Genomic DNA, 19735 nt, shown 5'->3' with positions numbered 1-19735 from the left:
CACCCGTTCCCGCCCCGCGTTCCGTCGCCCGTTCCGCCCCGCGGTCCGTCACCGGTTCCCGCCCCGCGCCCCGTGGCTCACAGTCGTCCCGTCGACACCCGCGGCCACGAGGGGGCACGCAGCGCCACGGAGGGCCACCGCGCCACCGGCGGCGGCCGGGCAGCGCACATCACAGCCGCCCGCGCCCGGTCGCCCTGGTCAGGGCCGCGGGCCACCTGGCAGGATCGCTGGCATGGTCCCCTCGCTCACCCGTGCCGCCCGCCGCCGCGTCCTCGCGCTGGCGGCCGCGCTGCTCGCGGCGGTCGCGGTGCTGCTGTGGTGGCTGGCGCCCTTCGGGACCTCGACGCCCAGCGGCTCGATCACCTTCAGCACCGGCGTCCGCTCCGGGGTCTACCAGCAGTACGGGGAGCTGCTGAAGCAGGCCATGGCCGAGGACCTCCCCGACGTGTCGATCACGCTCACGGACAGCGAGGGCTCCCAGCAGAACCTGTCGCGGGTCGCCTCCGGCGAGGCCGACTTCACCGTCGCGACCGCCGACGCCGTGGCGCAGTACATCCGCGACCGCCGGCCGGGCTTCGAGCGGCTGCGCGGCTGCGCCCGGCTCTACGACGACTACGTCCAGCTGGTCGTCCGCAAGGGCTCGTCGGTCCAGAGCGTCTCCGGCCTGCGCGGGCTGCGGGTCGGCGTCGGCCAGGACGGCTCGGGCGTCCGGCTGATAGCGGACCGGGTCCTCGCGGCGGCCGGGATCACCCCGTCCCGGGAGGTGACGGCGGTGCCGGTCGGCATCGACGCGATGCCGGAGATGCTGGAGAAGGGCGAGCTGGACGCCTTCTTCTGGTCCGGCGGGCTGCCGACCGCGGCCGTGCAGAAGCTGTCGGAGCGGACCCCGGTCCGGCTGATCCCGATGGACGCGCCGCTCGTGGACGCGCTGCGGGACGTGGGCGAGTCCACCCGGCACTACCGCTCCGCGACGATCCCGCCCGACGCGTACGCGGCCGCGCAGGACGGGCAGCAGGTGCCCACGCTGGCGGTGGCGAACCTGATGGTGACGACGGCTGACGCCGACCCGGACCTGGTGGAGGGGTTCACCCGCTCGGTGATCGACAGCCGGGACAGCATCGGCAGCCAGGTGCACCCGGCGCAGCTGGTGGACCTGCGGACCGCCGTCTACACCGAGCCCCTCACCCTCCACGACGGCGCCCGCCGCTACTACCGCTCGGTCAAGCCCTGAGCCGTACGCCCTGACGTCACCCGTCGGTGGGCGCGTACCGCGGCACGGTGACCGTCACCCGCAGCCCGTGCGGCTCGTTCGGGGCGAAGGCGATCCCGCCGCCGGTGGCGGTGAGCAGCACCCGGGCGATGGAGAGGCCGAGGCCCGAGCCCTTGACGTTCTGGTGGCGGCCGGAGCGCCAGAAGCGGTCCCCGACCCGGCTCAGCTCGTCCTCGGTGAGTCCGGGGCCGAGGTCGGCCACGACGACCTCCACGCTGTCGCTCCCCGCCAGGACCCGTACGGTGACCTGCTCGCCCGCCGGCGTGAACTTGAGCGCGTTGTCGACGACCGCGTCCAGCGCGCTGGACAGGGCCACCGGGTCCGCCCAGCCGGTGGCCGCCCCGCACTCCCCCACCAGGCGGACGCCCTTCTCGTCGGCGACCGGCCGCCAGGAGGCGATCCGCTCGGCGGTGAGGGCGCCGACGTCGGTGAGCCGGAGGTCGGCGGCGGCGTGCTCGGCGAGGGCCAGGTCGAGGAGGTCGTCGAGGACCTGCGCGAGCCGCTTGCCCTCGGTGCGCACGGAGGCGATCTCCTCGTTCCCCTCGGGGAGTTCGAGGGCGAGCAGCTCGATGCGGAGCAGCAGCGCGGCGAGCGGGTTGCGGAGCTGGTGGGAGGCGTCGGCGACGAACGCCCGCTGCTGTTCGAGGGATTCCTCGACGTGGTCGGCCATCTCGTTGAAGGAGCGGGCCAGGCGGCGCAGTTCGGGCGGTCCGCCGGCCTCGGCGACCCGGGAGTTCATCCGTCCGGTGGCGATGTCGTGGGTGACGCCGTCCAGGACGCGGACCGGCCGCAGCACCCATCCGGTGAGGCGGACCGCGGCGCCGACGGCGAGCAGCATGGCGGCGGCCTCGCCGGCGAAGATCACCAGCCAGCCGCGCAGGATGCGGGCGCGGAGCTCGCCGGTGGGCGAGTCGGTGACGACGACGGCGATGACGTCCCCGTCGCGGACGACCGGGGAGGCGATGGTGAGGCGGGCGTGCGGCTGCCAGGGCCAGACCTGCGGCGGGTCGTGGCTGCGGCGGCCGAGCAGGGCCTCGTTGAAGGCCCGGCGGCCCTCCCCCTCGTACGGGACGACCCAGCCCTCGGGGGCGGCGGCCATGGCGCGGTTGTCGCGGTAGAAGATGCCGGCCCGGATGCCGTACACGTCGTGGTAGCTGGCGAGCTCGCCGCTGAGGGTGGTGCGGCGCTCGTCCCGGACGGTGGCGGGGTCGTCGACGAACTGGGCGAGGGCGGCGAAGCGGGCGGCGTCGTCGAGGCGGTCGACGACGACCCGCTGCTGCTGGGCCGCGGCGAGGCTGGCGGCGAGCGGGAAGCCGAGGGCGAGGAGGACCCCCGCCATCAGCACGATGAGGAGGGGGAGGAGTCGGGTGCGCACGGGCGGGGCGGCCGGGCGTTACGCGGCCGGGGCGACCAGGCGGTAGCCGACGCCCCGCACGGTCTCGATCAGGGCGGGCATGCGCAGCTTGGAGCGGAGCGAGGCCACGTGCACCTCCAGGGTGCGGCCGGTCCCCTCCCAACTGGTCTGCCAGACCTCGGAGATGATCTGTTCGCGGCGGAAGACGACGCCGGGCCGCTGGGCGAGCAGGGCGAGCAGGTCGAATTCCTTGCGGGTGAGGGCGACGGGCTCGCCGTCGACGCTGACGCGCCGGGTGGGCAGCTCGACGGCGACGGCGCCGAGGTGCAGCACGGTGGCCTCGCCGGCGGAGCCCGTACCTCCGTCGTCGGGGGCGCCGGGTCCGGGGTTGCGCCGGGAGACGGCGTGGATGCGGGCGAGCAGTTCCCCGGTGTCGTAGGGCTTGACGACGTAGTCGTCGGCGCCGAGATTGAGGCCGTGGATCCGGGAGCGCACGTCGGCACGGGCGGTGACCATGATCACCGGGGTGGCGGTGAGCTTCCGGATGCGGGCGCAGACCTGGTAGCCGTCCTGGTCGGGGAGGCCGAGGTCGAGCAGGATCACCCCGTACGAGGGCCGCTCGCCCTGTGCGGTGGGCAGGACGGCCTGGAGGGCCTCCTCGCCGTTGCGGGCGTGGGTGACGGCGAAGCCGTGCTTGGCGAGGATCGCGGAGAGGGCCGCGGCGACGTGGTCGTCGTCCTCGACGAGCAGCAGTCGCATGGTCTTCTCCTCTCGTTCGCCGGGGGTGCCCGGATCGGGGCATGAACGTTCATGAACGCCGATCACCGACGTCACAGTCAAGTGTCGCCGGGCGGACCGTCCGCTTCCGTTATTCACCCGGTACGGCGCCGCAGGTCACCTTCACCCAGGGTGTCCGCTTGTGGCCTTATCGTTATCCTCAATTTCCGCTCAGATGTGATGACGCTCATCCGAACGTGTCTCTAGTGTCCTCCCAACCGAGGAGGACGGAGCAAGAGGCCGATGAGCGGAGTGGCAGTGTCCAAGGACCACGAGGACTCCCCCCGGGCCCAGGAGGATCTGGTCGTCCTGTCCGGAGTGAACAAGCACTTCGGCGCGCTGCACGTGCTGCAGGACATCGACCTCACGATCGGCCGCGGTGAAGTCGTCGTCGTCATCGGGCCGTCGGGTTCCGGCAAGTCGACGCTGTGCCGGACGATCAACCGCCTGGAGACGATCGACGCCGGGACGATCACGATCGACGGCAAGCCGCTGCCCGCGGAGGGCAGGGAGCTGGCCCGGCTGCGGTCGGACGTCGGCATGGTCTTCCAGTCCTTCAATCTCTTCGCGCACAAGACCGTGCTCGAGAACGTGATGCTGGGTCAGATCAAGGTCCGCGGCACGGAGAAGAAGACGGCGGAGGTCAAGGCCCGCGCCCTCCTGGAGCGGGTGGGCGTGGCCGCGCAGGCCGAGAAGTACCCGGCGCAGCTCTCCGGTGGGCAGCAGCAGCGCGTGGCGATCGCCCGCGCGCTCGCCATGGACCCGAAGGTGATGCTCTTCGACGAGCCGACCTCGGCCCTGGACCCCGAGATGATCAACGAGGTCCTGGAGGTCATGCAGCAGCTGGCCCGTGAGGGCATGACGATGGTGGTCGTGACGCACGAGATGGGCTTCGCCCGCTCCGCGGCCGACCGGGTCGTCTTCATGGCCGACGGCAGGATCGTCGAACAGGCCACCCCCGAGGAGTTCTTCAGCAACCCGCGCAGCGACCGGGCGAAGGACTTCCTCTCCAAAATCCTGCACCACTGAGCGAGTCGACGACCTAGTCTTCGCAACTCACGCCTACTCAAGGGACGTTCACCCATGAAGCTTCGCAACGCCTCCGCCGCCGCCGCGGCCGCCGTCGTCCTCGCCCTGACCGCCACCGCCTGTGGCACCGGCTCGGACTCCGGCAGCAACGGCGACAAGATCACCATCGGCATCAAGTTCGACCAGCCGGGTCTCGGCCTGAAGACCCCGGACGGCTCGTACGCCGGCTTCGACGTCGACGTCGCCAAGTACGTCGCCAAGGAGCTCGGCTTCGCCGAGGACAAGATCAACTGGAAGCAGGCCCCGTCGGCCGAGCGCGAGAACCTCATCAAGAACGGCGACGTGAAGTTCGTCGTCGCGAGCTACTCGATCAACGAGAAGCGTCTGAAGGAGGTCGACTTCGCGGGTCCGTACTTCCTGACCCACCAGGACCTGCTGGTCCGCGCCGACGACACCTCGATCACCAAGGTCGAGGACCTCAACACCAAGAAGCTCTGCTCGGTCACCGGCTCGACCTCCGCGCAGAACGTCAAGGAGAAGCTGGCCCCGAAGGCCGACCTCCAGCAGCTCGGCGGCTACTCCGAGTGCCTGACCGGCCTGGAGAACAAGGCCGTCGACGCCCTCACCACGGACGCCTCCATCCTCGCGGGCTACGCCTCGCAGAAGGAGCACCAGGGCAAGTTCAAGCTCGCCGGCCTCTCGATGAGCGACGAGAACTACGGCATCGGCCTCAAGAAGGGCGACTCCGAGCTCAAGGGCAAGATCAACAAGGCCCTGGAGAAGATGGTGTCCGACGGCACCTGGGACAAGCTCGTGAAGCAGCACTTCGGCCCGTCGGGCTACAAGAACGAGCCGGCCCCGAAGATCGCGGGCTGACCGAGCGCGCCGGGGGGGGGGGGGGGGGCCCCCCCCCCGCGGGGCGGCCCGCGCCCCCGCGCGGCGCCGGCCCCCCCCCGCCCCCCCGCCCCCCCCCCCCCCCCCCCCGCCACCGGCCGCTGCCGACGCACCGGCCGTCCCACCGACCGACCACCAGGGGAGAGCGCGGGGCATCGTGTTCGACTTTCTTGATTCCGGGCAGTACGACCTGCTCGGCGCCTTCTGGGTGACGGCGCAGCTCGCCCTCTACTCGGCGATCGGCTCGCTGGTCTGGGGCACCGCCCTGGTCGCCATGCGGGTCAGCCCGGTGCCGCTGATGCGCGGCTTCGGCACGGCGTACGTCAACCTCGTCCGCAACACTCCGCTGACCGTGGTCATCGTGGCCTGTTCCTTCGGCCTCAACCAGACCCTCCAGATCACGCTCGGCGGCGAGAACTTCGAGGAGATCGGCTTCCGCCTCGCGATCCTCGGTCTCACCGCCTACACCGGCACCTTCGTCTGCGAGGCGCTGCGCTCCGGCATCAACACCGTCCCGGCGGGCCAGGCGGAGGCCGCCCGAGCGCTGGGCATGAGCTTCGCCCAGGTGCTGACCCTGGTGATCCTCCCGCAGGCGTTCCGCGCGGCGATCACCCCGCTCGCCAACGTGCTCATCGCCCTCACCAAGAACACCACGGTGGCGGCGGCGATCAGCGCCGCCGAGGCCGCGTTCCTGATGAAGGAGATGATCGAGAACGAGGCCGACGCCCTCTTCGTGGTCTTCGGCATCTTCGCCTTCGGCTTCATCCTCCTCACCCTCCCCACCGGCCTGTTCCTCGGCTGGGCGGCCAAGCGACTGGCGGTGAAGCGATGAACTCCGTCCTCTACGACGTCCCCGGCCCCAAGGCCAGGCGGCGCAACGTCCTCTACACGGTCGTCTTCCTCGCCGTCCTGGGCCTGGTGGCCTACTGGGTGCTCTCGGCCCTGGCCGACAAGAACCAGCTGGCGGCCGAGAAGTGGAGCCCGTTCGTCACCGACTCCCAGGTGTGGACGACGTATCTGATCCCCGGCCTGATCGAGACCCTGAAGGCCGCCGCGCTCGCCATCCTGATCGCGCTGCCGCTCGGCGCGGCCCTGGGCATCGGCCGGCTCTCCGACCACCGCTGGGTGCGCGTCCCGGTCGGCGCGGTCGTCGAGTTCTTCCGCGCCATCCCGGTGCTGCTGCTGATGATCTTCGCGAGCCAGATCTACGCGAACTACACCCCGGTAAGCTCCGACTTCCGCCCCCTGTACGCGGTCGTCACCGGCCTGGTGCTCTACAACGCCTCCGTCATCGCCGAGGTCGTCCGCGCCGGCGTCCTCTCGCTCCCCCGGGGCCAGGGCGACGCGGCCGTCGCGCTCGGCATGCGCAAGGGGCAGACCATGCTGTACGTGCTGCTGCCGCAGGCCGTGACGGTCATGCTCCCCGCCCTGGTCAGCCAGCTCGTCGTCATCGTGAAGGACACCGCGCTCGGCGGCGCGATGCTCGGCTTCGGCGAACTCCTCAGCCAGAACCGGCAGATCACCGCCAACTACGGCGCCAACACGATCGCCGCCTTCACCGTCATCGCCCTGATCTACATCGCGCTCAACGCCCTCCTCACCTACCTCGCCGCCCGGCTGGAGAAGCGGCTGCGCCAGGGCCGCAAGGCGGCCGCGGTGAAGGACGCGGCCCCGGTCGTGAACGTCGAGATGGGCGGGGCGAGCGCCGGCGGCCTCTGATCCGTCGGATCCCTCAGGACCACCACCCCGACCGGCCCGGTTTCCCCCCAAGTTCCGCGCCCGTCCACTTCCGGCCCCGTCGCCCTCCCCCGGACCGCCTGCATCCGGGGCAAGCGGCGGGGCCGGAGGTCCTGGTGGGGCAAAAAGCGGTACGCGAGGCACCCGCCGCGCCCGGAACCGGACCTGACCGGACATCAGCCGCACCACGCCCACCGCGTCACTTGACGCAAAACACCCTGACTGGGTTGCATACGGTCTGTGATCAAGCACCGGGCTCGTGCCACACTCTGCTGTGCTGCCCCCATGACTTTCCGGCCTTTTGGAGCCGCGCCGTGGACCCGGTGATCATCGTGGGCGCGGGGCCGGTCGGCCTCGCGCTCTCCCTCGCGCTCGCCGCGCAGGGCGTGCCCAGCGTCGTCCTCGACGAGACCTCCGGCAAGGAGGAACCCCGTCCGGCGCGGACCGTCGTGCTGCGCGCCGACATGGCCGCCCTGGTCGAGCGCCTGGGCTGCGCCACCGTCCGCGACGAGGGGCTGCGCTGGGTCGGCTGGCGCGGGATGCAGCGCCGCAAGCAGCCGCGCGAGGTCGCCTTCGACCTGGGGCTCGGCGGCACCGAGGAGTGGTCCGAGGACCCGGACGCGCCCGCCGCGCCAGCCGCCCCCCTGCACATCCCCCAGCACGCGCTCGCCCGCGGACTGCGCGACGCCATCGCCCGCGAACCGCTCGTCCGGCTCGTCACCGACGCCCGTCTGGACACCGTCGAGCAGGACCGCTCCGGGGTCGTCGCCCACACCCGCGGCCCGGAGGGCACCTGGTGGCGCGGCAGCCACCTGGTCGGCTGCGACGGCGCCCGCTCGACCGTCCGCAAGCTGCTCGGCGTCCGCTTCCCCGGCCGCACCGCGGTCGAGCGCCACGCGGTCGCCGCCCTGCGCACCGAACTCCCCTGGCCCGGCGAGTCCGTGCTGCACCGTCAGCCCCCGTGGCGCGGGGTCGGCGAGGAGATCAGCGCCCGCCCGCTGCCCGACGGGGTCTGGCGGATCGACTGGCTGCTGCCGCCGCGCGGCGAACTCGTCACCCCGGACGCCCTGGTGGCCCGGATCCGCGAGACCCTGGCCGGCTGGTGCGACGGCACCACGCCCCCGTACGAGCTGCTCGACACCGGCGTCCACACCCTGCACCACCGGCTCGCCCGCCGCTGGCGCGTCGACCGGGTGCTGCTCGCCGGGGACGCGGCCCATCTGCTGGGCGCGATCGGCACCCAGGGCCTCGACGAGGGCCTCCGGGACGTCGACAACCTCGCCTGGAAGCTCGCCCTCACCTGGCACCGCGCCGCCCCGGACGCCCTGCTCGACAGCTACCAGAGCGAGCGCAGGACCGCGGTCGCCGCCCGCCTCCGCACCGCCGACCAGGCCCTGCCGGCGCTGCGCGGCGGCGGGGGGCTGCGCGCCTATCTGCCGGGCGTGTTGCGCGGCCACGACGCCCTGCTGACCGACGGGCACCTGGGCCGGGGCCCGCTGGGCGCCTCCCCGGCCTACCCGCACTCGCCGCTCGCCGCGCCGTTCAGCGAGGGCATGATCCCGGTGGGCACGCCGCTCGGGGCTCCCGTCGAGGACGTCCAGGTGACGGCCCCCGACGACACGACGGTACGGCTCCGGGACCGGCTCGGGCAGTCCCGGCTCCTGGTCCTGCTGGTCGCCCCCGGCTCCGGTGTGTGGGAGCGCCGGCACTGGCGGACCGCCGGCCTGATGCCCCGTCTGGAGGAGGCCGCCGAGGCGCTGCCGATGACGGCGGAGGTCCTGGTGACCGACGCCTACCCGGGCGCCCCCGCCCACGCCGTCCTGCTGATCCGCCCCGACGGACACCTGGTCGCCGCCTTCGCCGGCGTGCACCCGGAGGAACTGCGCGCGGCGGCGGAGGCCGCCCGCGGCAACGCCCCGGACGACACCGACCCTGCGGCCTCCGCCTCCGCCTCCGCCAAGGCCCTCCCGGTCGGATCGGCCGGTCCGGACGGTCCGGTCGGTGCGGTCGGTGCGGTCGGTGCGGTCGAGGGCGAGCGGTCCCCGAAGGCCCTTCCGGCCGGGACGGCGGACGGCGAGCGGTCCCCTGCCGCCGTCTCCGCCGAGGTGCCGGCACCGGCCGAGGCGTCCCTGGGACACGACCGGACCGCGGACGTCCATTGATTCACGCGGGCGCGCGTGGTGTACTCCGGAGCGTGACCGACACCGATGTACGCCTGTGGCGGAGGGTCCATATGGACCTGATCCGCTACGCGGGCTGCGTGTGTCGCCCGTCCCTCTGAACTCGCTTCCCCTTCCCCGCGCGCCCCGCGCCACCGGCCCGTCGGCCTGCCGGTCCGCCCCGCCCTGTCCCGTCCCGGACGTCCGTCCGGCTCGGTGGGCTCGGCTGTCCTCCGGGCCCTCCGCCGGCCTTTCCTCGCGGCGCGCAATCCAGCGATTCCAGGACGGTCACCCGTGCCCGCGTCTTCTGTCACCCCCTCCCCCGCCCCCCAGTCCCCCGCTCCCCCCGCTACCCCCTCGCCCGTCACCACCCGCCCGGCCGCCGCTCCTCCGACGGCCGCCGAACTGCTGGACTTCGCCCGCCGTACCGCCGCCGACCAGGCCCTCGTCGACTCCCTGCCGCTCGACCCCGAGGGCCGTACCTGGGTACGCCTGGACGGGCCCGGCGGCAGCGAGGCGTGGCTGATCGGCTGGCCACCCGGCACCGGCACCGGCTGGCACGACCACGCCGAGTCCTTCGGCGCCTTCACCACCGCCCGCGGCAGCCTCACCGAGCACGCCCTCGCCGTCCGCCTCCCGGCGGGCGGCTGGAAGACCCTGGAGCTGGCCGACGGGCTCGACCGCTCCCGCCGGCTCGACGCGGGCGACGGCCGCGCCTTCGGCCGCGACCACCTCCACGAGGTGCTGAACGTCTCCCCCGACACCCACGCCGTGTCGGTGCACGCCTACTACCCACCGCTCCCGCTGATCCGGCGCTTCAGCCGGACCGGCGCCGTGCTCCGCCTGGAGCAGGTCGAACGCCCGGAGGACTGGCAGTGAGCACGGAACGCGTCGGCATCGACGAACTGCTGGAGCGGGTGCGGTCCGGCCTCGACCGGATCGACGCCCGCACCGCGTACGAGGAGTACGAGGCGGGTGCGGCGCTCCTGGTCGACACCCGCTACGCGGCCCTGCGCGACCGGGACGGCCTGGTCCCCGGCGCCCTGGTCGTGGAGCGCAACGAGCTGGAGTGGCGGCTCGATCCGCTGGGCAGCCACCGGTCCCCCCTGGCGACCGGCCACGACCTGCGGGTGGTGGTCTTCTGCAACGAGGGCTACGCCTCCTCGCTGGCGGCGGAGTCCCTCCGCCGCCTCGGCCTGCACCGGGCGACGGACCTGATCGGCGGCTTCCAGGCATGGAAGGCGGCGGGCCTCCCGGTCCTCCTCCCGGCCACCCGGACCACCGGCTGACACCCAGCCGACCCGGCCCCCGGCCCCGACCCGGCCCCGGGTCACAGCTCCGACCCCTGGGGAGGTCTAGTAGCCCTCCTCCAGGCCGTCGGTGGACTCGCCTTCCTCCTCCAGGGCCTGGCGGACCACCCGCAGGGCCATGCCCTCCGGGTATCCCTTGCGGGCGAGCATGCCGGCGAGCCGTCTGAGCCTGCGGTCGCGGTCGAGACCGCGGGTGGCGCGGAGCTTGCGCGCCACCAGTTCTCGGGCGGTGACCTCCTCCTGCTCGGAGTCCAGCTGCCCGACGGCCTCCTGCACGAGGCCGGGGTCGATCCCCTTGGTGCGCAGCTCGCGGGCGAGGGCCCGGCGGGCGAGGCCCCGGCCGTGGTGCCGGGACTCCACCCAGGCGTCCGCGAAGGCGGCGTCGTCGATGAGGCCGACGTCCTCGAAGCGGGCGAGGACCTCCTCGGCGATGTCGTCGGGGATCTCCCGCTTGCGCAGCGCATCGGCCAGCTGCTTGCGCGTACGGGGGTTTCCGGTGAGCAGGCGCAGGCAGATCGCCCGCGCCCGCTCCGCCGGATCCTGGGGTGACAGCTCCTTCTCGGCCCTCGACGAGTCGGGGCTGTCACCCGGCCATTCGGTGCGACCGGTCACCGGTTCAGCTCTTGGCCGCGGTGGCCTTGGTCGCCTTGACGGCCTTGGCCGCCGTGGCCGGGGCGGCCTTGGCGTCGTCCGCGCCGGCCGCGTCCGCCGCACCCGCCGCGGCGGTGTCCGCTTCGGCCTTCGCGGCGTCGGGACGGACGCCGACGCCCAGCTTCTCCTTGATCTTCTTCTCGATCTCGTTGGCGAGGTCGGGGTTGTCCTTCAGGAAGTTGCGGGCGTTCTCCTTGCCCTGGCCGAGCTGGTCGCCCTCGTACGTGTACCAGGCGCCGGCCTTGCGGACGAAGCCGTGCTCCACGCCCATGTCGATCAGGCCGCCCTCGCGGCTGATGCCCTGGCCGTAGAGGATGTCGAACTCGGCCTGCTTGAACGGCGGCGCGACCTTGTTCTTGACGACCTTGACGCGGGTGCGGTTGCCGACCGCCTCCGTGCCGTCCTTGAGGGTCTCGATGCGGCGGATGTCGAGGCGCACCGAGGCGTAGAACTTCAGCGCGCGGCCACCGGTCGTGGTCTCCGGCGAGCCGAACATCACACCGATCTTCTCGCGGAGCTGGTTGATGAAGATCGCGGTGGTCTTGGACTGGTTGAGGGCGCTGGTGATCTTCCGGAGGGCCTGGCTCATCAGTCGGGCCTGGAGACCCACGTGGGAGTCGCCCATCTCGCCCTCGATCTCCGCGCGCGGGACGAGCGCCGCGACGGAGTCGATGACGATGAGGTCGAGGGCGCCGGAGCGGACCAGCATGTCGACGATCTCGAGGGCCTGCTCGCCGTTGTCCGGCTGGGACAGGATGAGGTTGTCGATGTCGACGCCGAGCTTCTTGGCGTACTCGGGGTCGAGGGCGTGCTCGGCGTCGACGAAGGCGACCTGTCCGCCGGCCTTCTGCGCGTTGGCCACGGCGTGCAGGGTCAGGGTCGTCTTACCGGAGGACTCCGGGCCGTAGATCTCCACGACACGGCCACGCGGCAGACCGCCGACGCCGAGGGCGACGTCGAGAGCGGTCGATCCGGTGGAGATCACCTCGATCGGCTCCTGGGTGCGGTCGCCCATGCGCATCACGGCGCCCTTGCCGAATTGGCGTTCAATCTGTGCGAGCGCGGCGTCGAGCGCCTTCTCGCGGTCGGTTCCTGCCATGGGTTCCACCCGGTTTGCTTGAGTCGATCGCTTCATGTGAAAGACGCTAACCCCTGCCACTGACAATGGGCTCTCGCGTCTCTCCGACCTGTGGACAACTCGCCGAGATGCCCGCGATTCCAAGGGCCGGAACCTTCATGAGAATAGATGTTCGATTTTCGTGTCAAGCGCGCCACGCGCTCCCTGTGGACGACGTCTAGTCGCCGTCCTCGTCCCACCCGGGGTCGAGGCCGACCCCCGGCTCCCATCCCGCCTCCGCCTCCCGGTCGGCACGGGAGAGCGTCTCGCCGATCATGCGGGTGGCGAAGTCGACGTCGCCGGCGATCCGGTTGATGTGCTCGGCGAGCAGCAGCGCGGTGGCCTCCAGGGCGGTCATCTCCTCCTTGGTCCAGTCCCCGTACTGGCGGCGCCAGAGGCTGGGGCTCAGGCCGGTGCCGGCCGCGATCACCAGGCCGGCCATGGTGGGGATCGCCTCGGGCCGCACGCTCCGGGGCATCATGCGCAGCGTGGTCACGAGGCTGGGGACCACGTACTCGATGACGTCCCGTTCGTGCTCCTCGTGGACCCTGCGCAGCCACTTCATGAACATGAAGACGAGCGTGCAGGCGCCGTCCAGCAGGTCGTGGACGCCCCGCAGATCCAGGGACGCGGTGAACTGGTCGAGCAACCGCTGCTGTTCGGGGTCGGTCCCGGTCCTGCCGTCGTGGACGGCCTTGAGCCGGGAGTCGATCACCATCAGCGCGCCGTCCACGTCTCCGGCGGGGGCGTAGCGGGGGTCGCAGGACGATGACACAGGCTTCCTCCTCGTAGGACCGCGTCGGCACGGTCAGTCCGTACGGTAGGAGGCTCATCGGACGGGTTCCCGCGGTTCGCCGGAAACGACCTACAGACGACTGAACCCGACCCGGTGCGTTGACCCGCGGAGTGCGTCCTCGCGCGCTCCGGCGCGTTCCGGCGCGTTCGCGGCCGGAGCGCGCGCCGACGGGCCGGAACCGGGCCCGGCCCTCCGGTGGCCCGCGCCCGGCTACCCCACCGGCCGGAGGTCCGGGCGCTTGGCGACCCGGCCGTCGCCGGAGGACCGGCCGCGTACGCGGCGCGCGATCCAGGGGCCGAGGAAGGATCCGGCCCAGACGAGTTCACCGGCGGCGGCCCGGAGGCCCGTGGGGACCGGCCGGGGCGGCAGCGGCCGGGTCCAGCCGTCGTCGCTGCCGGGCAGGGCGAGCGCGTCGGCGACCGCGGCCGCGATCCGGGCGTGCCCGAGCGGCGAGGCGTGCAGCCGGTCCGCGCTCCAGAGCCGGGGGTCGGTGACCACGTCGTGGTGGGCGGTCTCGGCGACGATCACGCCGTACCGCCGGGCGGCCTCCCGGATCCGGTCGTTGAGGGCGTGGACGCGGGGCGCGAGGGGGCGGGCCAGCGGGGTGATCCGGCCGACGTCGGGGAAGGTGAGGGTCGCCACCCGGGCGCCCTGCGCGGTCAGGGCCTCGAAGACGGCGTCCAAGTGACCGGCCGTCTCGTCGGCGTCGAAGCCCGGCCGGAGGAGGTCGTTCACCCCGGCGACGACGGTGGCGAGGTCGGGCCGGAGCGCGAGGGCGGCGGGGAGCTGCTCCTCGCGCACCGCGCCGGCCAGGCGGCCCCGTACGGCGAGGTTGGCGTACCGGAGGCCCGGCTCGGTGCGGGCGAGGTGCTCGGCGAGCCGGTCGGCCCAGCCGCGCAGCCCGGTGCGGTCGTCGCCGTCGCCGACGCCCTCGGTCTGGCTGTCGCCGAGGGCCACGTACCGCCGGTATCCGTGCGCGTCCATCGATCGACCGCCTTCCCCTGCCCCACTCGCTACCTATTCAACTTTTTTAGTATAGGGGGAACGGGCGGCCCACGACCCCCGTCCCGCCTATTCTTCGACCCATGCGCCTCCCGCCCCGGACCGCCGACGCCCTGATCGCCGGCCTCGTCCTCCTCCTGGTGACGGTCTGGACGCTGATCTCCGGGTGGCAGGTCCACGAGTCCGCCCCGCGCGCCGCGCTCGGCTGGGCCCTCGTGTTCGTCGGCTGCGGCGCCCTCGTCCTCCGGCGGACCTGGCCGGTCGCCGTCGCCGTCGTCACCCTCCTCGCGTGCGTCGCCTACTACCCGCTCTCCGAGCAGGACGGGCCGCTCATGATCGCCTTCGCCCTCGCGCTGTACACCACGGCCGCCGAGGGCCGCTTCGCCGCCGCCGTCGCCCTCGCCGCGGCCACCCTGCTCGCCGTCGGCCTCGGCGAGGCCCGCCAGGACCCGGGCCACCGCCAGATCGACGAGGCCGCGCTCGCCATGCTCGCCGGCTGGCTGATCAGCCTGGTCGCGGTGGGCCGCGCCCAGCGCACCCGGATCGCGTACCTCCACGAGGTGGAGCAGCGGGCCCTGGCCGCCGAGCGCGAGCAGGAGGCCCGCGCCCGACAGAGCGCCACCGAGGAGCGGCTGCGGATCGCCCGCGAACTCCACGACGTCCTCGGCCACACCGTCTCCCTCATCAACGTGCAGTCCGGCGCCGCCCTGCACCGGCTCGCCAAGCGCCTCGACCCCGAGACCGCGCTCGCCACCGCCACCGAGGCCCTGACCGCGGTCCGCACCACCAGCAAGGACGCCCTGCGGGAGCTCCGCGCCACCCTCGGGGTGCTGCGCGGCGCCGACGAGGCGGCACCGACCGCGCCGCCCGCCTCCGGCCTGGCGCTCCTCGGCGACCTGGCGGCCCGGGCCCGCGCCGCCGGCCTCGACGTGCGGACCCGGGTCACCGGCACGCCCGTCCCGCTGCCGCCGCCCGTGGACCTCGCCGCGTACCGCATCGTGCAGGAGTCGCTCACCAACGTGACCCGCCACTCGGCCGCCTCGACCGTCACCGTCACCCTCGACTGGGAGACGGCGACCGGCACGGTGCGGATCCGCGTCGCGGACGACGGCGGGAACACCCCGCGGACCCGCCCCGACGACCAGGACCGCGCCGGGACGGCCGGCGGCAGCGGCGTCCGGGGCATGACCGAACGGGCCCGTGCCCTCGGCGGCACGCTCACCGCCGGCCCGGCCGACGGCGGGTTCCTCGTCGACGCCCGCCTCCCCACCACCCTCACCCCGCAGGAAGGGAAGCAGCGATGATCCGCGTCGTGCTCGCCGACGACCAGACCCTCGTCCGGGCCGGATTCCGGTCGATCCTCTCCGACGAGGAGGACATCGAGGTTGTCGGCGAGGCGGGGGACGGCGAGCAGGCCGTCGCGCTCGCCGACGGACTCCGCCCGGACGTCGTCCTCATGGACATCCGCATGCCGGTCCTCGACGGTCTGGAGGCCACCCGGCGCATCACCGCCGACCCCCGGCTCGACGGCGTGAAGGTCGTCATCCTCACCACCTTCGACGAGGACGAGCACGTGTACGGAGCGCTGCGCGCCGGCGCCTCCGGCTTCCTCGTCAAGGACACCGAGCCGATGGAACTGCTGCACGCGGTGCGGGTCGTGGCACGGGGCGACGCCCTCATCGCGCCGGCGGTGACCCGCAGGCTCATCGCCGAGTTCGCCGTCCGCGCCGACCCGGCCGGTCGCCGGCCCGACCCGACGCCGCGCCTGGAGGCGCTCACCGACCGCGAGCGGGAGGTCCTGGGCCTGGTCGGAGCCGGCCTGTCCAACGACGAGATCGCCGGCCGGCTCGTCCTCTCCCCCGCGACCGCCAAGACCCACGTCAGCCGGATCATGACCAAGCTGGAGGTCCGGGACCGGGCCCAGCTCGTCGTCCTGGCCTACGAATCAGGGATGATCACCCCCGGCTGGCTGGCCTGACGGCCCCGGCCGGGCCCGCCGCCTCGGGGCCTCCCCTAAGGGTCCGGGGCCGCTCCGATCAACTTTCGTGGTACGCCGGGGCGTCCGCGCACCACCGAAGGTGTACGGGGCCGACCGTCGATTGTCACCCCTGGTCAGATGTGGCGTGGGGGCCCGCCCGAACATGCTGGCAGGGTGCATCAGGACGTACTCGATCTCGCGCGGCTCCAGTTCGGCCTCACCGCCGCAGGCCACTTCCTCTTCGTCGCCCTCACGCTGGGCCTCGGGACGGTCGTGGCCGTGCTCCAGACCCGCGCCACCCTCACCCGACGCCCGGAGGACGCCCGCCAGGTCCGCTTCTGGGGCCAGCTGTACGTAATCAACTACGCGGTCGGGATCGTCACCGGCCTCGTCATGGAGTTCCAGTTCGGCATGGCCTGGAGCGGCCTCACCCACGAGGCGGGCAACATACTCGGCGCGTCCCTGGCCGTGGAGACGCTCGTCGCGTTCTTCGTCGAGTCCACCTTCCTCGGTCTGTGGATCTTCGGCTGGCACCGGCTCGGCCGCTGGGCCCACCTGGCGACGATCTGGGTCGTGGTCCTGACCGCCTACCTCTCCGCGTACTGGATCCTCGTCTCCAACGGCTTCCTCAACCATCCGGTGGGGTACGGCTCCGAGGGCGGCGAGCTCGTCCTGACCGACCCGGCCGCGGTCCTCACCAACCCGGCCGCGCTCCTCCCGCTCGCCCACATCCTGGCGGGAGCCCTGCTCACCGCCGGCTTCTTCATGGCCGGGGTCAGCGCCTACCACCTCTTCCGGCGGACGGCGGAGGCGGACTTCTTCCGACGGAGCCTGCGGACCGGCGTCTTCGTCGCGGCGCCGGCGCTGATGGCGGCGGCGGTCAGCGGCGGGCTCCAGTTCGCGTCCCTCGCCTCCTTCCAGCCGATGAAGGCGGCCGTCTTCCGGGGGCAGGCGGCCGAGATCGCCCGGGTGCAGGCCGAGTTGACGACCCGCTTCGGCCCCGGCGACTACATACCCTCCGAGGGGCTGACCCGGGGCGGCGGTCTGGTGATGCTCATCAGCTTCGGGCTGATGCTGTACCTCTGCTTCGCCGGGGTGATCCTGGCCGCGTTCCGGAAGGTCGTCCTGAGGTTCCGGCTCTGGCACCTGGTCCTCATGGCCTCCGTGCCGCTGCCGTACCTCGCCATGACCGGCGGCTGGGTCTTCCGTGAGGCGGGCCGCCAGCCCTGGGTGGTGTACGGGCTGCTGAGGACCGAGGACGCCGTCTCGGAGCTCTCCCCCGGCACGATGCGGCTCTCCCTGGCCGTGTTCGCCACGCTCTTCCTGCTGCTGGCCGTCCTGAACTTCTGGCTGCTCGCCCGGCACGCCCGCCGCGGCCCGGTCGATACGGGCCTCGGCCGGGACGAACGCGTCCAGGAGGACTCCCCGCCCGTCCCCGCCACGCCGCTGCCCCGCTACTGACCCCGCCGTCCCGACACCGACGCCGCACACCGACACCCAACTCCGACATCGCACGCCGACCCGCCCCCGGGCCCGAGGAGAACCGTGGAAACCCTGGCCGTCGCCCTGCTCGCCCTCTGCGCCACCGGCTGGTTCGTGCTCGCCGGCACGGACATCGGCAGCGGCATGCTGCTGCCCTGGCTCGGCCGCGGCGACGCCGAACGCAGACTCGTCGTCGCCTCCTTCGCCCCCTTCTTCCTCGGGAACGAGGTGTGGCTGGTCGCCACCGCCGGCGTCCTCGTCGGCTGCTTCCCCGCGCTGGAGGGCGAGCTGCTGAGCGGCCAGGCACCGGTGCTCGTGGCACTCCTGGCCGGCTGGATCGTGCGGGACGCGGGCCTGTGGTCACGGGGCCGGGGCCCGGGGCCCCGCTGGCGCGCCGCCTGCGACGCCGCCGTGACAGCCGGCAGCTGGGCGGTCGCCCTCGCCTGGGGCCTGCTGCTCGCGGCCCTCCTCACCGGCAGACCGTACGAGCCCGCCACCGGGCCCGTCGCCGTCGTGGCCGCGGCGGCGGTCGCCGCCCTGTTCGCCGCGCACGGGCTCGGGTTCGCCTCGCTGCGGCTCACCGGCGCCCCGTACCAGCGGGCCCGGCGACTGGTCGGCCGGGCGGGGCGGCCCTGGCATCCGCTCGCGCTCACCGCCGTCCTGCTGGGCGGGCTGCCGCTCTGGGCGGGCTCGGCCCTGCCGCTGGCCGAGCAGGCGGCGGCGCCGAGGACGCTGGCCCTGCTCGTCCCGGCGCTGGCCGTCGTCACCCCGCTGCTCGCGGCCGTCCAGGGCTGGATCTGGTACTCGTTCCGCGGCCGCGTCACCGGCCCCTCGTACCTGTGACGCCGCCGCGGGCGAGCGGCGCCGTCACGTGTCCTCGGGGCTCCCCGGATTGTCCTTCTTGGAATGGAGGGCCTTCTGGAGCCGTGCCACGACGGCCTCTCCGTATCTGCGGTAGCCGTGCACCCGGGGGTCGTCCGTGACGTCGTACCGCTTCACGTACGCCCCGAGGAACGCCTGGAGGGTGGCCACGGCCGGGATGGCGATCAGCGCGCCGACGGCGCCGAGCAGGGCCGTGCCGGCGATCACCGAGCCGAAGGCCACCGCCGGGTGGATGTCGACCGTCTTGGAGGTGAGCTTGGGCTGGAGGACGTAGTTCTCGAACTGCTGGTAGATCACGACGAAGCCGAGCACCCACAGCGCGTACCAGGGGTTCACCGTGAAGGCGATCAGCATCGGCAGCGCGCCGGCCAGGTAGGTGCCGATGGTGGGGATGAACTGGGAGACCAGACCGACCCAGACCGCGAGCGCGGGCGCGTAGGGCACGTCGAGGATCTCGAAGAGCACGAAGTGCGCGACGCCGGAGATGAGGGCCATCAGGCCGCGCGAGTAGAGGTAGCCGCCGGTCTTGTCGACGGCGATCTCCCAGGCGCGCAGCACCTCGGCCTGGCGGGCGGGCGGCAGGACGGAGCAGAGCGCGCGGCGGAGCCGGGGTCCGTCGGCCGCGAAGTAGAAGGCGAAGAGGAAGATCGTCAGCAGTCGGAAGAGCCCGCCGAGGACGGTCGCGGAGACGTCGAGGACGCCGGTGGCGCTGTTCTGCACGTACTTCTGCAGCCAGTCCGACTTGAGCACGCTGTCCTGGACCTCGACCCGGGAGAGGTCGGTGCGGAAGGTCTCGTTGATCCAGTTGATCAGCGAGTCGAGGTACTTGGGGAAGTTCTCGACCATGTCGACGATCTGGCCGGCGAGCATCGAGCCGAGCAGCACGACGAAGCCGATGCCGACGACGAGGACGCCGAAGAAGACGAGGAAGGTGGCGAGCCCCCGGCGCATCCCTCGCGCCGCCATGCGTCCGACGGCCGGTTCGATGGCGAGCGCCAGGAAGAAGGCGAGGAGGATGTTGACGAGCAGGCCGACGAGCTGGTGGAAGGCCCAGTCGCCGAGGAGGAAACAGGCGTACAGGGCGAGCGCGAGGACCATCGCGCGCGGCAGCCAGCGGGGCATGTGCGCCCCGGACGCCGCGGCGGTGGGGACGGCCTCGGTGGGCGGCCGCCCGCCGGAGTCGGCGGCGGGGGGGGGGCGGCCGGGGCGGGGGGGGGGGGGGCGGGGCCGGGCGGGGGGGCCCCGCCCCGCCGGCGCGCGGGGGGGGGGTTGTGTGTGGTGAGATTTTGTGGGTCGC

At 73.1% G+C, this 19735-nt stretch carries 20 protein-coding genes; 13 read left to right on the top strand and 7 right to left on the bottom strand.

Features of this window, described 5'->3' with window-relative positions; translation table 11 throughout:
- Positions 1 to 232: 232 nt before the first annotated feature.
- Positions 233 to 1231: a TAXI family TRAP transporter solute-binding subunit gene (locus tag ACFW1I_RS07670; RefSeq protein WP_384667098.1), complete on the top strand. Its 999-nt coding sequence runs from the start codon at positions 233 to 235 to the stop codon at positions 1229 to 1231.
- 16 nt (positions 1232 to 1247) lie between these two features.
- Here the strand turns inward: ACFW1I_RS07670 and ACFW1I_RS07665 are convergent, their stop codons facing one another.
- Positions 1248 to 2645, bottom strand: a complete 1398-nt coding sequence (locus ACFW1I_RS07665; RefSeq protein ID WP_384667095.1) for an ATP-binding protein — start codon at positions 2643 to 2645, stop codon at positions 1248 to 1250.
- Between the two features lie 18 nt (positions 2646 to 2663).
- The gene (locus ACFW1I_RS07660) at positions 2664 to 3383 is read right to left on the bottom strand and encodes a response regulator transcription factor (RefSeq protein ID WP_384667092.1); all 720 of its coding nucleotides are present in this window, start codon (positions 3381 to 3383) and stop codon (positions 2664 to 2666) included.
- 261 nt (positions 3384 to 3644) lie between these two features.
- Between ACFW1I_RS07660 and ACFW1I_RS07655 the strand changes: the two genes are divergently transcribed.
- The 8 genes from ACFW1I_RS07655 (at position 3645) to ACFW1I_RS07620 (ending at position 10509) form a co-directional block, all read left to right on the top strand.
- The gene (locus ACFW1I_RS07655; protein ID WP_384667089.1) at positions 3645 to 4430 is read left to right on the top strand and encodes an amino acid ABC transporter ATP-binding protein; all 786 of its coding nucleotides are present in this window, start codon (positions 3645 to 3647) and stop codon (positions 4428 to 4430) included.
- Positions 4431 to 4484: 54 nt separating this feature from the next.
- Complete coding sequence (locus tag ACFW1I_RS07650) at positions 4485 to 5306, top strand: glutamate ABC transporter substrate-binding protein (protein ID WP_384667086.1); 822 nt, start codon at positions 4485 to 4487, stop codon at positions 5304 to 5306.
- A gap of 175 nt (positions 5307 to 5481) precedes the next feature.
- The gene (locus ACFW1I_RS07645; protein ID WP_384667083.1) at positions 5482 to 6156 is read left to right on the top strand and encodes an amino acid ABC transporter permease; all 675 of its coding nucleotides are present in this window, start codon (positions 5482 to 5484) and stop codon (positions 6154 to 6156) included.
- Positions 6153 to 7043 (top strand): amino acid ABC transporter permease, encoded by an 891-nt coding sequence (locus tag ACFW1I_RS07640; protein WP_384667080.1) that lies wholly within the window; start codon positions 6153 to 6155, stop codon positions 7041 to 7043. Before ACFW1I_RS07645 ends, ACFW1I_RS07640 begins: the two co-directional genes overlap by 4 nt.
- Positions 7044 to 7375: 332 nt before the next feature.
- Positions 7376 to 9223, top strand: a complete 1848-nt coding sequence (locus ACFW1I_RS07635) for an FAD-dependent monooxygenase (protein ID WP_384667077.1) — start codon at positions 7376 to 7378, stop codon at positions 9221 to 9223.
- Positions 9224 to 9255: 32 nt separating this feature from the next.
- Positions 9256 to 9342, top strand: coding sequence for a putative leader peptide (locus ACFW1I_RS07630; RefSeq protein WP_369293336.1), 87 nt, complete (start codon positions 9256 to 9258; stop codon positions 9340 to 9342).
- A gap of 172 nt (positions 9343 to 9514) precedes the next feature.
- Positions 9515 to 10099: a cysteine dioxygenase gene (locus tag ACFW1I_RS07625; protein WP_384667074.1), complete on the top strand. Its 585-nt coding sequence runs from the start codon at positions 9515 to 9517 to the stop codon at positions 10097 to 10099.
- Positions 10096 to 10509: a rhodanese-like domain-containing protein gene (locus ACFW1I_RS07620; protein ID WP_384667071.1), complete on the top strand. Its 414-nt coding sequence runs from the start codon at positions 10096 to 10098 to the stop codon at positions 10507 to 10509. The genes ACFW1I_RS07625 and ACFW1I_RS07620 overlap by 4 nt, the downstream gene beginning before the upstream one ends.
- Positions 10510 to 10575: 66 nt before the next feature.
- Here the strand turns inward: ACFW1I_RS07620 and recX are convergent, their stop codons facing one another.
- The 4 genes from recX to ACFW1I_RS07600 form a co-directional block, all read right to left on the bottom strand.
- Positions 10576 to 11142, bottom strand: a complete 567-nt coding sequence (gene recX, locus ACFW1I_RS07615; protein ID WP_384667068.1) for a recombination regulator RecX — start codon at positions 11140 to 11142, stop codon at positions 10576 to 10578.
- A gap of 4 nt (positions 11143 to 11146) precedes the next feature.
- Entirely contained in the window at positions 11147 to 12280 is a 1134-nt protein-coding gene (gene recA, locus ACFW1I_RS07610; protein ID WP_031015101.1) for a recombinase RecA, read from the bottom strand.
- A 196-nt stretch (positions 12281 to 12476) separates the two neighbouring features.
- A complete protein-coding gene (locus tag ACFW1I_RS07605; protein ID WP_384667065.1) occupies positions 12477 to 13073 on the bottom strand; it encodes a hypothetical protein in 597 nt (198 codons plus the stop codon).
- A gap of 231 nt (positions 13074 to 13304) precedes the next feature.
- Positions 13305 to 14078, bottom strand: a complete 774-nt coding sequence (locus ACFW1I_RS07600) for an SGNH/GDSL hydrolase family protein (protein ID WP_384667062.1) — start codon at positions 14076 to 14078, stop codon at positions 13305 to 13307.
- Positions 14079 to 14179: 101 nt separating this feature from the next.
- Between ACFW1I_RS07600 and ACFW1I_RS07595 the strand changes: the two genes are divergently transcribed.
- The 4 genes from ACFW1I_RS07595 (at position 14180) to ACFW1I_RS07580 (ending at position 18399) form a co-directional block, all read left to right on the top strand.
- Positions 14180 to 15400, top strand: a complete 1221-nt coding sequence (locus ACFW1I_RS07595) for a sensor histidine kinase (RefSeq protein WP_384667059.1) — start codon at positions 14180 to 14182, stop codon at positions 15398 to 15400.
- Positions 15397 to 16074 carry a response regulator gene (locus tag ACFW1I_RS07590; RefSeq protein ID WP_384667056.1) on the top strand — a complete coding sequence of 226 codons (678 nt, stop codon included), beginning with the start codon at positions 15397 to 15399 and terminating at the stop codon, positions 16072 to 16074. The genes ACFW1I_RS07595 and ACFW1I_RS07590 overlap by 4 nt, the downstream gene beginning before the upstream one ends.
- Positions 16075 to 16248: 174 nt before the next feature.
- Entirely contained in the window at positions 16249 to 17535 is a 1287-nt protein-coding gene (locus ACFW1I_RS07585) for a cytochrome ubiquinol oxidase subunit I (RefSeq protein ID WP_384667053.1), read from the top strand.
- A gap of 84 nt (positions 17536 to 17619) precedes the next feature.
- Positions 17620 to 18399: a cytochrome d ubiquinol oxidase subunit II gene (locus tag ACFW1I_RS07580; protein WP_384667050.1), complete on the top strand. Its 780-nt coding sequence runs from the start codon at positions 17620 to 17622 to the stop codon at positions 18397 to 18399.
- A 24-nt stretch (positions 18400 to 18423) separates the two neighbouring features.
- Here the strand turns inward: ACFW1I_RS07580 and ACFW1I_RS07575 are convergent, their stop codons facing one another.
- Positions 18424 to 19560, bottom strand: coding sequence for an AI-2E family transporter (locus ACFW1I_RS07575; RefSeq protein ID WP_384667048.1), 1137 nt, complete (start codon positions 19558 to 19560; stop codon positions 18424 to 18426).
- Positions 19561 to 19735: the final 175 nt, after the last annotated feature.

Origin of the sequence: Streptomyces sp. NPDC058955 (assembly GCF_042741435.1) — a bacterium.
Taxonomy (GTDB): Bacteria; Actinomycetota; Actinomycetes; order Streptomycetales; family Streptomycetaceae; genus Streptomyces.
The sequence above is the reverse complement of the archived record's forward strand: the minus strand, read 5'-3'. Positions and strand labels throughout refer to the sequence as shown.